13 protein-coding genes are annotated in these 16,493 nt (G+C 73.1%); 10 read left to right on the top strand and 3 right to left on the bottom strand.

Translation table 11 applies throughout. The annotated features are described in order from the left end of the window. Positions 1 to 10: 10 nt before the first annotated feature. The 3 genes from ACFVIU_RS15575 to ACFVIU_RS15565 form a co-directional block, all read right to left on the bottom strand. A complete protein-coding gene (locus ACFVIU_RS15575; RefSeq protein WP_385842970.1) occupies positions 11 to 2,086 on the bottom strand; it encodes a hypothetical protein in 2,076 nt (691 codons plus the stop codon). Then, positions 2,076 to 2,984 (bottom strand): hypothetical protein, encoded by a 909-nt coding sequence (locus tag ACFVIU_RS15570; protein ID WP_385842969.1) that lies wholly within the window; start codon positions 2,982 to 2,984, stop codon positions 2,076 to 2,078. Before ACFVIU_RS15570 ends, ACFVIU_RS15575 begins: the two co-directional genes overlap by 11 nt. Positions 2,985 to 3,152: 168 nt before the next feature. After that, a complete protein-coding gene (locus tag ACFVIU_RS15565; protein WP_385842968.1) occupies positions 3,153 to 3,809 on the bottom strand; it encodes a Crp/Fnr family transcriptional regulator in 657 nt (218 codons plus the stop codon). A 234-nt stretch (positions 3,810 to 4,043) separates the two neighbouring features. Between ACFVIU_RS15565 and ACFVIU_RS15560 the strand changes: the two genes are divergently transcribed. The 10 genes from ACFVIU_RS15560 (at position 4,044) to ACFVIU_RS15515 (ending at position 16,447) form a co-directional block, all read left to right on the top strand. Then, positions 4,044 to 6,719, top strand: coding sequence for a glycosyl hydrolase (locus ACFVIU_RS15560; protein ID WP_385842966.1), 2,676 nt, complete (start codon positions 4,044 to 4,046; stop codon positions 6,717 to 6,719). Positions 6,720 to 6,991: 272 nt separating this feature from the next. Then, complete coding sequence (locus tag ACFVIU_RS15555) at positions 6,992 to 8,809, top strand: gamma-glutamyltransferase family protein (protein ID WP_385842965.1); 1,818 nt, start codon at positions 6,992 to 6,994, stop codon at positions 8,807 to 8,809. A gap of 93 nt (positions 8,810 to 8,902) precedes the next feature. Continuing rightward, positions 8,903 to 9,751 (top strand): inositol monophosphatase family protein, encoded by an 849-nt coding sequence (locus tag ACFVIU_RS15550; protein ID WP_385842963.1) that lies wholly within the window; start codon positions 8,903 to 8,905, stop codon positions 9,749 to 9,751. 104 nt (positions 9,752 to 9,855) lie between these two features. Then, entirely contained in the window at positions 9,856 to 11,274 is a 1,419-nt protein-coding gene (locus ACFVIU_RS15545; protein ID WP_385842962.1) for a phytoene desaturase family protein, read from the top strand. Beyond that, entirely contained in the window at positions 11,271 to 11,780 is a 510-nt protein-coding gene (locus ACFVIU_RS15540; RefSeq protein ID WP_385842961.1) for an O-acetyl-ADP-ribose deacetylase, read from the top strand. The genes ACFVIU_RS15545 and ACFVIU_RS15540 overlap by 4 nt, the downstream gene beginning before the upstream one ends. Before the next feature lie 330 nt (positions 11,781 to 12,110). Then, a complete protein-coding gene (locus ACFVIU_RS15535) occupies positions 12,111 to 13,295 on the top strand; it encodes an ATP-binding protein (RefSeq protein ID WP_385842960.1) in 1,185 nt (394 codons plus the stop codon). After that, positions 13,292 to 14,134, top strand: coding sequence for a roadblock/LC7 domain-containing protein (locus ACFVIU_RS15530; RefSeq protein ID WP_385842958.1), 843 nt, complete (start codon positions 13,292 to 13,294; stop codon positions 14,132 to 14,134). The genes ACFVIU_RS15535 and ACFVIU_RS15530 overlap by 4 nt, the downstream gene beginning before the upstream one ends. Next, positions 14,131 to 14,514 (top strand): DUF742 domain-containing protein, encoded by a 384-nt coding sequence (locus ACFVIU_RS15525; protein WP_385842957.1) that lies wholly within the window; start codon positions 14,131 to 14,133, stop codon positions 14,512 to 14,514. The genes ACFVIU_RS15530 and ACFVIU_RS15525 overlap by 4 nt, the downstream gene beginning before the upstream one ends. 3 nt (positions 14,515 to 14,517) lie before the next feature. After that, the gene (locus ACFVIU_RS15520; RefSeq protein WP_385842956.1) at positions 14,518 to 15,078 is read left to right on the top strand and encodes an ATP/GTP-binding protein; all 561 of its coding nucleotides are present in this window, start codon (positions 14,518 to 14,520) and stop codon (positions 15,076 to 15,078) included. 13 nt (positions 15,079 to 15,091) lie between these two features. After that, complete coding sequence (locus tag ACFVIU_RS15515; RefSeq protein WP_385842955.1) at positions 15,092 to 16,447, top strand: cytochrome P450; 1,356 nt, start codon at positions 15,092 to 15,094, stop codon at positions 16,445 to 16,447. The last annotated feature ends 46 nt before the right edge of the window (positions 16,448 to 16,493 follow it).

The following is a 16,493-nucleotide window of genomic DNA, read 5'->3' as shown; positions in this document are numbered from 1 at the left end:
GCAGGGCGGATCAGGCGCTCTGGTCGGCGCCTTCCGGCACGGTTCCGGCGCGCCACTCGGCGAGCGACCGTTCGGCGAGCGCCTTGCCGGGTGTGGTGTCCCCGGCCCGGTCGATCGACCTCAGCAGTCGCAGGCTCCCGGGGTTGCGCTGCCGGACGAGCCGGGCGAACAGCTCGTCCAGCTGCCGCTCCTGCTCCGGAGTCCCGGCCGCCCCGGCGCACCAGGTGAGCAGCGTGTCCCGCATCGCGGGGTAGGCCATCGCCTCGTCCAGGGCGTGGCACACGAGGGCGGCGACCTGGTCCGCGCCCTCCTGCCCGGCGGTCAGCAGCGCGCCGTACCAGCCGGGGTCCTCGGCGACGAGGGCGGGGACGGTGAGGACGGTCACCAGTCCCGGCAGGTCCTCGATCGCCGCCCACTCGGCCAGGTGACGCACCATCACCTGCCGGGTGGGCGCGGAACCGGTGGCGAACCGGCGTACCAGCGTCGCCGACACGCCCATGGCCGTGGGGGTGGGGTCGGCGTCGTCGGCGAGGGCGTCCAGCACCTGGCGCAGCAGCCGCAGGGCGGTCTCGGCGGGCAGCGCCTCGGCGTCCGGCCGGCAGGCGGCCAGGACCGCGGCCCGGCAGGCGGGTTCGGGGGCGCGGCTCCACGCGTCCAGCAGCGCGAGCGCCGGGGCGGCGGCCCGGCCGAGGCGGCCCTGAGCGGCGAGGGCGCGCCCCGCGACCTCGACGGCCGTCCGGAGCCCGGTGCCGACCAGGTCCTCGACCAGTCCGAGGCTCCGTCCGGCCGTCCGCGCGGCCAGCGCGCTCAGCGCACGCGCGGCGTGCTCCGCCTGCACCTCGTCCGCGGCTGTGCCGAGCCAGCGGTGCAGCAGCGGCAGCCACTCGGTCCGCTCCCGGCACACCACGTCCCAGACCGCCTCGCCCACCGCGGGCCAGAGGAGGTCGACGGTGCCGTCGCCGTCCTCGCGGACCGTGCACCGCGCCCCGACGGCCGCGAGGACGGCTGGTGCGGCTGGCTGTACACCCCTTGTGGTGCGCGGTGACGTCTCGGCAGGGTCCGCGGCGGCGCGGTCGGCGCGGACCAGGTCGAGCAGGTCCGCCGCCCGGCCGAGGATGGTCTCCCGGTCCAGTCCCCGGTGGACGCAGACCGCGAACAGGTGGGCCGGCAACACGGGATCGCCGTCCGTGCCGAAGCCCGGACCGGTGTCCGCGCCGACGACCGGGCCGGTGTCCGTGCCGGACAGGAGCCGCGCGGCCTCGGCGGCGGCGAGCCGGGCCGTCAGCGCGGCGGCGGTCACCCGGCCGGCGGGTCCGGGGCCGGACAGCGCCTCGGCGACCCGCACCGCCTTGCCCGGCGGCAGCCCGGGCGGCAGCAGCGCGGCGAGGGCAGCCGGCCCCACCCGTCTGCGCCGGCGGGCCCGCTCCCCGGGGTCGGGGCACAGGCGGGCGAAGTGGCGCGCGAAGACCTTCCCGGGGTGGGGCGGCCGGTGGCGCAGCGCGCACACGCCCAGCCGCTCCTCAAGGGCCCGCGCCAGACCCGGTGTCTCCCGCAGGACGACGACCATCCGGGCACCGGCCTCCGCCAGCTCGCGCTCCAGGCGCTCGATGTCCCAGGGCCGCAGGGCGAGCGGATCGGCCAGGTTCATCACCAGGAAGCCGTGCGTCCCGTGGGGCCGGGGCCGCCAGTGCGCGAGGTCCACGGTCCCGTCGACCTGGACCAGCGCGGGATCGGCACGTTCGTGCGCCAGCAGGTTCAGCGCCAGCGTCTGGCGGCCGGTTCCGGGCGGGCCGACGAGGAACAGGACTCCGGAGCCGAGCGCCTCCAGGGCGTCGGTGTATCCGGCGGGCGGCACGAAGTGGGCGCGGGCCGCCCGGAGCTCCTTCGCCCGCACCGGCCCCTGGCGGACCGGGGGCAGGCCCAGGCCGCCGGGCGCGGGGGAGTCCGCGGACGCGTAGCGCTGATCGCCGTGCACGGTTCCGGTGTTGACGGTCCCGTGCGGGGCGACGACCACCGTCCCCCTGACCCGGGCGACCCCGGGCAGCAGGGCGTCGAGGAGGTCGTCCGGGTCGTCCTCAGCCGTCATGGCGCTCCTCCGCATCCGGGCGCGCGGACGGACCGAGAACGGTCAGGTGCTGCCCGCCGTGCACGGAACCGGTGTTGACGATGCCCCGGTCGGCGCGCAGCACCCCGATGACGGCGCGGCCCAGGCCGACCGCCGGGGCCTTCGCCTGCGCCCCTTCCGGTCCCTCCTGCGGTGCCTGCTTCGGTGCCTCCTCCGGCGCTTCTTCCGATGCCGCGGGCCGGCCGGGCGGTACGGACAGCGGCCCGGAGGGCGAGGGCACGTACAGCCAGGCCCGCTGGGCGAACGCCTTGCCCTCGACGGTCGCCGGCACCTCGATGAACTGCTCGCGGGGCCGCCCGGTGTACCCGGAGGCGACGGCGTCCTGGTAGCAGCGGTCGGACAGGATGGCCACCACCTGCGTGACCCGCTCATGGGACTGGGCCAGCACGGCCCTGACGGGACGGGAGTCGAGCAGCCGGTGCGTGTCGTTGCGTGCCGTTCCGTTGCCGCCGAAGACGTCGCCGGTGTCGGGGAGCGGGCCGATGTGCAGACTGACGCGCAGCCTGATCCGGGCCAGTCCGGCGCCGTGCACGTTCAGTTCGGCGAGCACGTCCTGGAGGGTGTCCAGCCAGGGATGGATCACCAGCGGCAGCAGCCTGGGGTCGAAGCCGAGGACGTAGCCGTCGCCGGTCGTGGCGGGAAACAGCCGGGTGTCCCACACCTCGGCCAGCCCGGCGCGCGCCAGCGAGGTCCTGACCAGCTCGGGCACCGCCCGGCTGAGCGCCTCGTGCTCGATCGCCGGGCGCGCGGTGAAGCCCTCCATGTCCACGGCCAGGATGCCGCGGTACGGGGGGAGCGGACGGCTGCGCGAGTAGGGGAGTGCCGTGGTCACCGGCGGTGCCTGGGCGTCGACGTGCACTGTCTCTCCTTCGGTAAAACGCGTGTAGGACAAGGAAGTTGAGCCGGGCTGGGTCTGTCGGCCCGTGCTCCGTCGAGCTTCATGGGGAAACGGCGGGAGTTCCGTTCCCTCGGCACCGACGGAGCGTGTCGGCCGTCACATCCGGCTCAGGCGGCCGTCACATCCGGCTCAGGCCGCGGGCCGCTGCCGCAGTACGGCGCGCAGCCGCCGCTCGTCCACGACCTGGACGGAGGTACGGCCGACCCGCACGCACTCCGGACCCAGGCGCCGTAGCGCCTCGCTGACGGACCGCCGGCCCGTGTCGAGGTGCTGGGCCAGCTCCACCCGGGTGAGGCGGAACGTGTGCGCGCCGGACAGCGCCAAGAGGCGGAGCAGCACGGCCGCGAGCCGCCGGTCGAGGTCGCCCTCGCCGGCCTGGGTCTGCTCGCGCAGCCGGCTCACCGCGAGCCGGGCCAGCTGCTCCCCGAGGCCGTGCCTCCTGACGACGTCGCGGAAGTCGCGCGCGGAAACGGGGATCACTTTGCATTCAGTAATGGTCTGGACGTCCGCGAGCCGGGTGTCGCCGTCCTGTACCGCCATCTCGCCCAGCACTTCTCCCGGACCGCGGAAGGACAGCAGCTTCTCGCGGCCGTCAGCGCTTCTGCGGACCACCTTCACCACGCCATGGAGCAGTACCAATATATGAGTTCCGGGCTCTCCCTGACGGAGCAGCGTCACCCCGGCGGGGTGCCGGCGGGCAGGGCGGCCGGTCAGGTCCCGCCAGGCCTCGAAGGGGGCCGTGTCGCGCAGTGTCGCGTACGGCGAGAGAGGGGTTTCTTCGCTCATGCGACGAAAAATAGAGGAGCCGGGAAGCCGGCGGTGGGCAATGATCACATCTGTTCGCGACATCACCATCTCCGGCTCCGTCTGGCCGAGTTGGTGATGATCGGGTTCATGTGCGGTGCTCGGTAAACACCACGCCATATTTTCCTGTGAGCCCTATCTGCGACTGTTGTGGCCACGCCAAGATCCCCTCTGCGCCGGGACACCCCGATATGCCCGGTGCAGGGAGGAGAGGGCATGACGGCCCCGCAACAGCGACGACGGCTCATGACCTGCGCCGTCGTGGCGGCCGCGTTCGGACTGGTGAGCACCCAGTCGTTCGCGGCCTCGCACGACACCAGACCCCGGCCCTGGCAGGCCCGCCACCAGGCCGCCGCCGGCCGGCAGCACATCAAGGCGGTGCGCGCCGGACAGGGCATGTCCGCCCTCAACGCGACCGAGGGCGATGACGACGGCGGCGACGAGGCGGAGAACTCGGCCGAGTCCACCGCCCAGTTCACCGAGGCCCGCACCGCGCCCGGCGTCGTCGCGCCCGGGGCCTACGGGGCGGCCTGGCAGCAGTTGCAGTCGATGCGGCACACGCCCGGCAGCTGGAACCACGTCACGGACAAGGCGTACGACTCCGACGACCGCCGCTACCGCGATGTGAACTCCAACTCCAGCGGCGGCGCCGGCAAGGTGACGGGCCGGATCACCGGCATCGCCGCCGACGACCAGGGCTACGTCTACGCGGGCGGCGCCAACGGAGGCGTCTTCCGCTCCACCACCGGCGGCGGCCACTGGAAGCCGATCGCCGACGCGCTGCCCTCCCTGTCGACCGGCACCCTCGCCCTGGACGGCCGGCAGCGGCTCTGGTACGCCACCGGCGAGTCCAACACCGGCGCGACGTCCTTCGTCGGCACGGGTGTGTACGTACTGAAGGACCCGCACCACGGACAGTTCCAGCCCGGTGACCGCGTGGGCGGTGCGGAGCTGGAGTCCACCGTCATCCACGCGCTGCGCTTCGCCGGCACCACGGTGTGGGCGGCCACCAGCACCGGTGTCTGGTCGCACTCCACGACCACCCTCTCCGGCCCCTGGAAGCACGAGTTCGCACCCAACCCGGACTACCTGCCCGGCGGTTCGAAGGCGGACGACCCGAGCGCGCCGTACAAGAACATCGCCAACGACATCGCCGTCGACCCCAAGGACCCCGGCAAGGTCCTGCTCGCGGTCGGCTGGCGCGGCGGCGACACCTACAACGGGCTGTACGCGAAGGCGGACGACGGCAGCTGGAAGCCGGTCAGCGGCCTGGGCGACCTGCCGACCGACAGCGACGACGTCGGCAACATGACGTTCGCGGCGGCGGCCGACGGCTCGCGCCTGTACGCCATCGACCAGTCGCCGGCGCAGATGGCCGCCAACCCGGACAGCGGGCTGAAGGGCGTGTACGTCTCCAAGAACGGCTCCCCGTTCGGGCCGTGGACGCAGATCGCCGACTACACCAAGCTGAAGGCGTCCGGCTCCGCCTTGCAGGGCGCGGGTTACATGCCCGGCATCCAGTCCTGGTACAACCAGTTCCTCCAGGTCGACCCGGCCGACCCCGACCACGTCTACCTCGGCCTGGAAGAGGTCTTCGAGACCAAGAACGGCGGCCAGAGCTGGACCACCCCGGGCCCGTACTGGAACTTCCCCTTCCCCTGCTGGAGCATCGACCCGGCCAAGCAGACCGGCGACTGCTCGCCCACCACGCACTCCGACCAGCACGCGGTCGCGATCGGCAGCTCCAAGGGCAAGACCTGGGCCTACGTCGGCAACGACGGCGGCATCTACCGGCGCCCGCTGAACGGCGCGGTGGACTCCGGCGGCCACGCCAAGGACTGGCAGTCCCTCAACGACGGCACCATCGACGCGCTCCAGTACTACTCGGTCGGCGTCGGCAGGGACCTCGACCACGGCGGCGTCTCGGTCACCGGCGGCCTCCAGGACAACGGCCAGTCGATCCTGCGCGGCCACGACCGGGTGATGGGCTCGAACTTCGGCGGCGACGGCGGCGACACCATCGCCGACCCCGCCAACGGCTGCAACATCGCCGCCGAGTACGTCTACCTGGACATGTGGGTGACCCAGAACTGCGGTGCGAACGACGGTTCCTGGTCGACGGACCCGGCCAAGGCCACCGAGTACGAGGTCGCCCCGCCGGACAAGGACCTGGGCGGCGCGGGCGCCCGCTTCATCGCCCCGATCACCGCCGACGCCAAGGACACGCACACCTGGATCGCGGGCGGCCGGCACGTCTGGGTGCAGACCAAGGGCTTCGCGATCCGCTCCGGCAAGGAGTGGACCAGCGCCTACGACCTCGGCGACGGCCATGTGGCCACCGCCGTGGCGTCCTCCGGCGGCACGGTGTACGTCGGCTGGTGCGGCCCCTGCAACAACCAGGGCTTCACCCGGGGCATCGCGGTCGGCAAGGCGGACGGGACCGGCTGGCACCAGCTGAACCTTCCGGTCGACGGCACCGTCCCGAACCGCTACGTCTCCGGCTTCGAGATCGACCCGTCCGACGCCCAGCACGTCTACGTGGCGATGAACGGCTTCTCCCGCCGGTGGACCGAGGGCCCGGGCGCCGGCGTCGGCCACGTCTTCGAGTCCAGGGACGGCGGCGCGCACTGGACGGACATCTCGGCCAACCTGCCCGACGTCCCCGCCGACGCGGTCAAGCTCCTGCCGAACGGCGGCCTCGCCCTCGGCACCGACCTCGCCACCTTCTACCGGCCCGCCGGGGCCACCAAGTGGCTGGTCCTCGGCCACAACCTGCCCACCACGGCCGTGATGCAGCTGCGCCTCGGCCCCGACGGCAGGCTGTACGCCGCCACCCACGGCCGCGGCATCCGGTCCTACGACGTACGGCACCTCAGGGGCCGTAAGGACTGATCACGGCCTGTACGCCCCGCCGTACGACGACGGCCGGTGCGGCCCCGGACCCCCGGGACCCACCGGCCGTCCGGCGTGTCCGGGCTACAGACCGAGGGCCTCACCGGGGAGGTTCCGGGCAGCCCAGGTCCGCCGGCCTGACCAGCGTGTCGGCGATCGCCTGCTCCTGGAGTGACCACTTAAACCGGAAGCCGGCCAGGAAGGTTCACCCGGTCGAGAGGGTCCCGGCACCCTACGATGGGCACTCCGATCGCAGCGAGGTGAGAGCCCGTATGTTCACCACCCGCCCGACCCTCCAGGGCACGTTCGGCATGGTGTCCTCCACCCACTGGCTCGCCTCGCAGTCCGCGATGGCGGTGCTGGAGGACGGCGGCAACGCCTTCGACGCCGCCGCGGCGGGGGCGTTCGTGCTGCATGTGGTGGAGCCGCATCTGAACGGGCCCGCCGGCGAGGTGCCGATCCTGCTCGCCCCGGCGGGCGGCGAGGTGCGGGTGCTGTGCGGGCAGGGCGTGGCTCCGGCCGGTGCCACCGTCGCCCACTACCGGGGGCTCGGGCTGGACCTGGTGCCCGGGACCGGTCCGCTCGCGGCCGCCGTGCCCGGCGCCTTCGACGCCTGGCTGCTGCTCCTGCGCGACCACGGCACCAAGTCCCTGGACGACGTCCTGAAGTACGCCATCGGATACGCCGCGCACGGGCACCCGCCCGTGGAGATGGTCGGCGCGACCGTCGAGAGCGTACGGACGCTGTTCGAGACGGAGTGGACCTCCTCGGCGGAGGTGTATCTGCCGGGCGGCAGGGCGCCCCGGCCCGGTGCGCTCCTGCGCAACCCCGCCCTCGCCGCCACCTGGCAGCGGCTGCTCGCCGAGACCGCGCGGGCCGGCGACCGGGAGGCCCGGATCGACGCGGCCCGCGAGGTGTGGCGCTCCGGCTTCATCGCCGAGGCGCTGGTACGGCAGTCCCGCCGGCCCACCCTGGACACCAGCGGCGCCCGGCACACCGGCACGCTCACCGAGGCCGACCTCGCCGGCTGGTCGGCGTCCTACGAGCCACCGGTGCGCTACGACTGGAACGGCTGGACCGTGTGCAAGGCCGGCCCCTGGAGCCAGGGACCCGCCCTGCTCCAGCAGCTCGCCCTGCTCCCGCCCGAGCTGCCCGCCCCCGGCTCCGCCGAGTACGTCCACCTGCTGGTCGAGAACTGCAAGCTCGCCATGGCCGACCGGGAGGCCTGGTACGGCGACGCCGCCGAGGTGCCGCTCGCCGAGCTGCTGTCGGACGAGTACAACGCCGCGCGGCGGGCCCTCGTCGGCGCCAAGGCCTCGTACGAGCTGCGGCCCGGCAGCCCCGGCGGACGCGCCCCGCGGCTGCCCGCGCAGGCACACGCGTGCGTGCCGGAGGGCACCGGCCGGGGCTTCGACCCGATGGGCGCGGGCGAACCGACCGTCGCGCAGTTCCCCGCCGAGCCGCAGGTGGCCGCCGACGGCACCACCCGCGGCGACACCTGCCACCTGGACGTGGTCGACCGCTGGGGCAACATGATCGCGGCCACGCCCAGCGGCGGCTGGCTCCAGTCCAACCCGGTCGTGCCCGAGCTGGGCTTTCCGCTCGGCACCCGGCTCCAGATGACGTGGCTGGAGGAGGGCCTGCCGAACTCCCTCACCCCGGGCCGCCGCCCCCGCACCACCCTCACCCCGTCCCTCGCCCTGCGCGACGGCGTCCCGGTGCTGGCGTTCGGCACCCCGGGCGGCGACCAGCAGGACCAGTGGCAGCTGCACTTCTTCCTCGCCGCCGCGCTGCGCCCGCCGGTCCGGGGCGGTCTCGACCTGCAAGGCGCCATCGACGCCCCGAACTGGCACAACGACAGCTTCCCCAGCTCCTTCCACCCCCGCGGTCGCCGCCCCGGCAGCCTGACCGTGGAGTCCCGCACGGACCCCGCCGTGGTCGAGGAACTGCGCCGGAGCGGCCATGACGTCACCGTCGGGCCCGCCTGGTCCGAGGGCCGCCTGTGCGCGGTGGCCCGGGACCCGCACACCGGCATCCTCTCGGCGGCGGCCAACCCGCGCGGCATGCAGGGGTACGCGGTGGGCCGCTGAACAGGGCGCGGCGGCACCTGTTCGTCATGCCGATTCCAGCCCCTGTACACCCGGGCGGCGGGCGATGTCAGTGGGGCGTGCTCTCATGGAGGCATGATCGAAGAGACCAGGGAAACCATCGAGGAGTTTCTCACCCGCTGCTCGGCCGACGTGGAGGAAGCGCTCCGCAAGGCCGCCGAGGCCGAGATCCTGCCCCGCTTCCGCCGCCTCGCCGCCCACGAGGTGGACCAGAAGAGCGGCCCCCACGACCTGGTGACGGACGCCGACCGGCGGGCCGAGGAGCGGCTCACCGAGGCGCTCGGCGCCCTGCTGCCGGGCTCGCTGGTGGTCGGCGAGGAGGCGGTGCACGCGGACCCGGCGACGTACGACGCGATCCAGGGCGGCATACCGGTCTGGATCGTGGACCCGGTCGACGGCACCCGGCAGTTCGTCCACGGCGACGACGGCTTCTGCACCCTGGTCGCGCTCGCCCACCACGGCACCGTCCTCGCCTCCTGGACCTACGCCCCCGCGCGCGACCAGCTCGCCACCGCCGTCCGCGGCCGGGGCGCCTTCCTGGGCGGCGAGCGGCTCGCCGCCGGGACGCCCGAGCCCGGCCGGGATCTCACCGTCGCCACCTCCCACCCGGACTACACCACCGGCGCGCAGAAGCAGGCGCTGCTCCCGCTGTGGAGCGACGGCCTCGCCCCGCGCCCCTGCGGCTCGGCGGGCCTGGAGTATCTCGCCGTCGCGAGCGGCCGCCTGGACGCGGTCGCGTTCTCCTGGGAGGCCGCCTGGGACCACGCGGCCGGGCTGCTGCTGGTCGAGGAGGCGGGCGGCACCCACCTGACCCGCAGCGGAGAGCCGTTCCGGGTGACCGGGGACAACGCCCTGCCGTTCACCGCCGCCCGTGACGCCGCCACCGCCCACCGGGTGGCCGGACTGCTGCGCGCGGCGGCCTGACCCGGGCGGGCAGCAGCCGGTGTGACGGCCCCGGGCCGGGGGAGTGTCAGTCCCCCGGCATATCCTGATCCTGAATGGCCGTCGGCTGACGAAGGGGTCCGAAGGTGCCGTCGATGCTCGATGCGGTCGTGGTGGGTGCGGGGCCGAACGGACTGACCGCTGCCGTGGAGCTGGCCCGCCGTGGCTTCTCCGTCGCCCTGTTCGAGGCCAAGTCCACCGTGGGCGGTGGCGCCCGCACCGAGGAGCTGACCCTCCCCGGCTTCCGGCACGACCCGTGCTCGGCCGCCCACCCCCTCGGCATCAACTCGCCCGCCTTCCGGGATCTGCCCCTCGACCGCTACGGCCTGGAGTGGCTGCACGCGGAGCTGCCGATGGCGCACCCCTTCCCGGACGGCAGCGCGGCCGTCCTGTCCCGGTCGGTGGCCGAGACCGCCGCCTCCTTCGGGCCCCGGGACGCCGGCGCGTACCGCAGGCTGGTCGAGCCGCTGCTCGCGCACTGGGACACCCTCGTCCGGGACTTCATGTCCCTGCCGCTGACCGCCCTGCCGCGCGACCCGGTCACCCTGGCCCGCTTCGGCCTGGCCGGGCTGCCGCCGTCCACCTGGCTGATGCGCCGCTTCCAGGACGAGCGGTTCAAGACGCTCTTCGCCGGACTGGTCGCCCATGTGATGGCGCCGCTGAACGGACTGGCGACCAGCGCCATCGGCCTGGTCTTCGCCCTGTCCGCGCACGCCCGCGGCTGGCCCGTGCCCCGCGGCGGCTCCCAGGCGATCTCCGACGCGCTCGCCGCCTACCTGACCGACCTCGGCGGCGCCGTCCACACCGACTACGAGGTCAAGCGCCTGGACGACCTGCCGCCCGCCCGCGCCTACGTCTTCGACACCTCGCCGACCGCGCTGGCCCGGATCGCGGGCTTCGGCGACTACTACGCCGGGTACCGCTACGGCCCCAGCGTCTTCAAGATCGACTACGCGCTGGACGGCCCGGTGCCCTGGACCGCGCCCGAGGCCCGGGTCGCCGGCACCGTCCAGATCGGCGCCGACCACACCGAGATCGGCACCGCCCTGCACGCCGCCTCCCGCGCGGGCCGCGCCCCCGACCGGCCCTTCATGATCACCGTGCAGCCCGGCGTGGCCGACCCCACCCGGGCCCCCGAGGGCAAGCAGGTCTTCTGGGCGTACGGCCATGTCCCCAACGGCTGGTCCGGCGACCTCACCGACGCCATGGAGCGCCAACTGGAGCGCTTCGCCCCCGGCTTCCGCGACCGCGTGCTCGCCCGCGCCGTCGCCGGCCCCGCCGAGATGGCCTCCCGCAACGCCAACTACGTCGGCGGCGACATCGCCTGCGGCGCCGCCTCCGGGCTCCAGCTGCTGCTGCGGCCCCGGCTGTCCCTGTTCCCGTACCACACGCCGCATCCGGCGGTGTTCATCTGCTCCTCGGCCACCCCGCCCGGACCCGGTGTGCACGGCATGTCGGGGCACAACGCGGCGAAGGCCGTCTGGCGGAGACTGAGGCAGACATGACCGCCATCACCCTCGTCCGGGGCGACATCACCGAACAGCACGCCGACGCCGTCGTCAACGCGGCCAACTCCTCGCTGCTCGGCGGCGGAGGCGTTGACGGCGCGATCCACCGGCGCGGCGGCCCGGCCGTCCTGGAAGCGTGCCGCGCCCTGCGCGCCGCCCGCTACGGCCGGGGTCTGCCCACCGGGGAGGCCGTCGCCACCACGGCGGGCCGGCTGAACGCACAGTGGGTCATCCACACCGTCGGCCCGGTCTGGTCCGCCACCGAGGACCGCTCGGAGCTGCTCGCCTCCTGCCACCGCGCGTCCCTGCGGGTCGCGGACGAACTCGGCGCCCGCACCGTCGCGTTCCCGGCCATCTCCACCGGCGTCTACCGCTGGCCGGTCGAGGACGCAGCCCGCATCGCGGTGGACACGGTACGGACCACGCCGACCGCCGTGGAAGAAGTGCGCTTCGTCCTCTTCGACGACCGCGCGTACCAGGCGTTCGGCGCGCAGCTCCGCTGACGCAGTCGCCGGGGGCATATACCCGGCGACCGTCGGAAATGTCCCCGGTCACGCTTTCCGGAACGGGAACCGACCAGTACGCAAAGGGATGCAAACCCCCCGGGGAACAGGGCCGTTGGGGGGTCTCCGGGGTGCGATGGTTCACCTAAGTGGGTGATAGCATCCCCGCGTCTGTGACCTTGGTCCCCTCGGCTGAGGCGCCGTAGAAAACGATTTCGGCCCGGTACTCGACCACATCGCGGCCAAGTCGTCCTGGAAGCCGGTCGTGCCCCCGGTTCGCGCGGCGTCCCTCCGTCAACGGCCGCAGGCTACACGCCAGGAAAGGTTTCCATGAATCGAGACGCACTTGTGTGGTGCCTGGTTGCGGTGACGGTGATCGCCGTCGTCGCGGCCGTGGCCCTCAGTCGTCGCAACAAGGCCATAGCGGCGAAGAAGGCCCAGGCCGAGGCCCTGCTCACGCAGAGACTGAGCGAGGCCGAGGCCCAAGCAGCCGCTTTACGAGCGGAGTTGCACCAGCACCGGACCGAGCACGCCAGGACCATCCAGGAAGCCGAGGAGGCGGCGGAGGACAGCACCAAGGCCGTCCTCAAGGGCTCCGCACGCTTCCTCCAGAGCCTCGCGGCCGAGCAGTTGGCGCTGCTGGAGGAGATCCAGCGCAAGTACGGCGGCCACTCCGTGCTGGGCGACCTGCTCGAAGTCAGCCACGCCAACGCGCAGATGGCCCGCAAGGCACAGGGCATCGCGGTCATGTGCGGTGCGCCGCTGGGCCGTCGCAACCGGCCCGCGAGCGTGTACGACGTGGTGCGCAGCGCGCAGGGTCAGATCCGCAACTTCCGGCGGGTCGAGATCATGCAGCAGACCGGTTTCGCGCTGAAGGCGTCCGCGGTCTCGCCGGTGGCGCTCGCCGTCGCCGAACTGCTCGACAACGCCGCGAGTTTCTCGCAGCAGGGCTCGCCCATCGAGGTGACGTTCCAGCGCGTGCAGAGCAACCTGTGCATCGTCATCGACGACGCCGGTGTCGGCATGAACGACGAGGAGCGGCAGAAGGCCAGCGCCCTGCTCTCCGGCGACTACCGGCCGCGCCTGTCCCAGCTGGGCAACCAGCCCAAGTTCGGCTTCCCGGTGATCGGCCTGCTCGCCCAGCAGTACGGCTTCCGGGTCGACGTCACCGGCATCTCCCGCTACGGCGGTGTGCGCGCGGTCGTACTGCTGCCCGAGGAACTGTGGACCGAGGAGGAGACCGCTCCGGTGGAGGACGACCGTACGGCCGCTGTCCGTGGCCCCGTCGGCCGCCCCGAGCCCGTGGCCCGCACCGCGCACGGCCTGCCCCGGCGCGGCGCCCGCCAGGTGCCCATCGCCAGCGTCCCCGACCGCGACGACACCACCGCGCCGCCCCCCGCGGCACCGGAGGAGGCCGGGCGTGCGGCGGGCCGGAGCCTCGGCGCCTTCCAGCGCGGCACGCTCTCGGGCCGCAACCTCGCCGCGGCCCCGTCCGAAGGGTCGGATGAGGCATGATCGAAGACCTGTCGTGGATGCTTGAGGACATCGTGGCCAACGTGCCCAAGGCACGCCACGCGGTCCTGCTCTCCGCGGACGGCCTGCCGCGCGGCGCGACCGAGGGCATGGCCCAGCGCGACGTGCGGACCATCTCCGCCGCCATGGCGGGCATGCAGTCGCTCAGCCGGGCCACCTCGCACTTCGCCGGGACCGGCGAGGACCGCCAGTGGAACCAGACGATCATCGAGTTCTCGCACGGCTGGATCTTTCTGATCGGTGCCGGGCAGGGCGCCTATCTCGCGGCGGCCGCGGCGCCCGACGTCGACATGCAGCAGATCTCCTTCCGGATGCACCGGCTCGTCGCCCGGCTCGGCAACAACCTGACCTCGCCGCCCCGGGTGCACGCCGACGACGCCCCCGGCGACCGGCCCGGACACCCCCGGCACGAGAACGGCCGGGGCACCGGGATCCCGATCGCGGACCTCGACGAGGTGATCGCCGAGGTCCGGGGCGCCCGGCACGCCGTACTGCTCGGCGCCGACGGGCTGCCGCGCGGCGCGACCACCGGCATGAGCCAGGACCTCGCGGACACCATCTCCGCGGCGATGACCGGCATCCACGCCTACAGCCGCGCCACCGCGCAGTTCGCCGGAGCGGAGCCGGACGCCCAGTGGCGGCAGACGGTCATCGAGTTCCAGCACGGTTGGATCTTCCTGATCTCGGCCGGCCGGGGTGCCTTCCTGGCGGCGGCCGCCCAGCACGACGCCGACATCGAGGAGTTCACCACCCGGCTGCACAGCGTCGTACCGCGGCTGAGCGGAGAGCTGGCACCGCACGGGGAGGCGAGCCGCACGTGACCGACGAGCCGGACGAGGGACTTGAGCTGACCTCGGCGTTAGTCCCGTTCTTCGTCATCGCCAACGGGCGTTCGCTGCCCCCGGAGAACGCCTACGAGCGCACCACCCTGGTGTCCGCGAGCGAGGACGCCTTCGCGTCGGCACGCACGCTGTCCCCGGAGGCCCGTCTCGTCCTGGACCTGGTCAAGGACGGATTCCTGTCCGTGGCCGAGGTGGCCGCCCACACCCATCTGCCGCTGGGTGTCGTCCGGATTCTGCTGGCGCAGATGGAGGACAACGGTCTGATCGTCGCGCGCAAGCCCGTGCCGCGCGCCGAACGTGTCGACCGAGAAGTGCTGAACGCCGTGCTCGACGGCCTCAAAGCTCGATTCGGAGCGTGATTCGTGTACCTGGATTCAGGTGTCCGCACCGCGGTGAAGGTCCTCGTGGTGGGGCACTTCGGGGTCGGGAAGACCACGTGCATCGGAAGCATCTCCGAGATCGAGCCGCTGCGGACCGAGGAAGAGATCACCGAGGCCAGCGAGGGCTTCGACGACCTGTCCGGCACCCCGGACAAGACCACCACCACGGTCGCCATGGACTTCGGCCGCCTCACCATCAACGAGGAGGTGGTCCTGTACCTGTTCGGCACGCCCGGGCAGGAACGTTTCAAGGAGATGTGGGAGGAGCTGTCCCGGGGCGCCCTCGGCGCACTGGTCCTGGTCGACCCCGAACGGCTCTCCGAGTCCTTCCCCGTACTGGACCTGGTCGAGCGGTTCGGACTGACCTACGCCATCGGTGTCAACTACTTCGACGGCACGCCCCGTTACCCGCTCGAGGAGATCCGGGAGGCGCTCAACCTGTCCCTGGACACGCCCGTCGTCCCCTGCGACGTACGCGACGAGCAGTCCGCGGCACACGCCCTCATCACCCTCGTGCACCACCTTCTGTCCCTCACCTACTAGGAGCCCACCCCCTATGCAGCAGCGCCCCGGCATACAAGGGCCGCCCCCCGGCTGCCCCGCCCACGGCGGCAACCCCCAGCTTTACGGCCCGCAGTTCGGCTCCGACCCCGACGCGCACTACGCCTACCTGCGCACCCTCGGCCCGAGCGCGCCCGTCGACATCGCTCCCGGGGTGGAGGTCGAACTCGTCACCAGCTACGACGCGGCGCTGTACATCCTTCAGAACCCCGCGTCGTTCGTCCGGGACTCACGGCGCTGGAACGCCCTGAACGAGGGCCGCGTCCCCGAGGACAGCCCCGCGCTGCCCATGATGGGCTACCGGCCCAACGCCCTGTTCAGCGACGGCGCCGCGCACGCCCGGCTGCGCCAGGCCGTCACCGACAGCCTCGCCACCGTCAACGAACTCCAGCTGGTACGGCAGACCCAGCAGTCCGCCGACTACCTGATCAGCCGGTTCAGCTCCGAACGGCTCGGCCAGGCCGAGCTGATGGCCGAGTACGCGCAGCCGCTGCCGCTGCTGGTCTTCAGCGAACTCTTCGGCTGCCCGCCCGAGATCGGCGACCGGGTCATCACCGGCATCAGCGGCATCTTCTCCGGCACGCCCGGCGCCGACCAGGTGCTCGCCGAGGCGCTGTCCGAGCTGATCGCCCTCAAGCGGCGCCGCCCGGCCGAGGACCTGACGACCCGTCTGATGCAGCACCAGGCGGGCCTGTCCGACGAGGAGGTGCTGCACCAGCTGGTGACCCTGCTGTCCGGCGGCACCACCCCGCTGTCCGCGGTCATCGGCACCACCAGCGCGCTGATCCTCGGCGAGGAGTGGCAGACGGACCTCCCGGTCGAGGACGCGGTCAACCAGGTCCTGTGGAACTACGCGCCGATCGCCAACTACGCCGCCCACTACCCCACCCACGACGTGGAGCTGGGGCAGCGCGTGATCAGGGCGAACGACCCGGTGGTCATCTCCTTCGCGGCCGCCAACACCGACCCCCGGCTGGCCGAGCACCGCGAACAGCTCAGCGCCAAGGCACATCTGGCCTTCGGGGCCGGGCCGCACGCCTGCCCCGCCAAGGACCCCGCCTTCGTGATCGCCGTCACCGCCGTGGAGTCCCTCCTCAACCGGCTGCCGGACATCGAGGTCCGCGCGCCGTTCAAGGACCTGAGCTGGGTTCCGGCCCCGTGGAGCCGCTCCCTGGTGGCGCTGCCCGTGCGGTTCACCCCGCGCACGATCGGTCCGGCCGCCGCGCCGGCCCGGGAACAGCAGCCGGCCGCCCCCGCCGCTGCGGCCGCCTCGTCCACCGACCGGCCCACCGCGCCGAAGCCCAAGCCGGGTCTGTTCAGCCGGTTCCTGGCCTGGACCCGAGGAGAGTGACGAAGGCAACTCATCGTTGAATCGTCATTTTGTATGTACCCGTCAA

Origin of the sequence: Streptomyces sp. NPDC127190, from assembly GCF_042672505.1 — a bacterium.
In the GTDB taxonomy this organism is placed as follows: domain Bacteria; phylum Actinomycetota; class Actinomycetes; order Streptomycetales; family Streptomycetaceae; genus Streptomyces.
The sequence above is the reverse complement of the archived record's forward strand: the minus strand, read 5'-3'. Positions and strand labels throughout refer to the sequence as shown.

Coding starts and splice junctions, on each gene's coding strand:
- ACFVIU_RS15555 (WP_385842965.1), top strand. CDS start 6,992: ATGTTCACCACCCGCCCGACCCTCCAGGGCACGTTCGGCATGGTGTCC.
- ACFVIU_RS15515 (WP_385842955.1), top strand. CDS start 15,092: ATGCAGCAGCGCCCCGGCATACAAGGGCCGCCCCCCGGCTGCCCCGCC.
- ACFVIU_RS15535 (WP_385842960.1), top strand. CDS start 12,111: ATGAATCGAGACGCACTTGTGTGGTGCCTGGTTGCGGTGACGGTGATC.
- ACFVIU_RS15550 (WP_385842963.1), top strand. CDS start 8,903: ATGATCGAAGAGACCAGGGAAACCATCGAGGAGTTTCTCACCCGCTGC.
- ACFVIU_RS15530 (WP_385842958.1), top strand. CDS start 13,292: ATGATCGAAGACCTGTCGTGGATGCTTGAGGACATCGTGGCCAACGTG.
- ACFVIU_RS15565 (WP_385842968.1), bottom strand. CDS start 3,809: ATGAGCGAAGAAACCCCTCTCTCGCCGTACGCGACACTGCGCGACACG.
- ACFVIU_RS15540 (WP_385842961.1), top strand. CDS start 11,271: ATGACCGCCATCACCCTCGTCCGGGGCGACATCACCGAACAGCACGCC.
- ACFVIU_RS15560 (WP_385842966.1), top strand. CDS start 4,044: ATGACGGCCCCGCAACAGCGACGACGGCTCATGACCTGCGCCGTCGTG.
- ACFVIU_RS15575 (WP_385842970.1), bottom strand. CDS start 2,086: ATGACGGCTGAGGACGACCCGGACGACCTCCTCGACGCCCTGCTGCCC.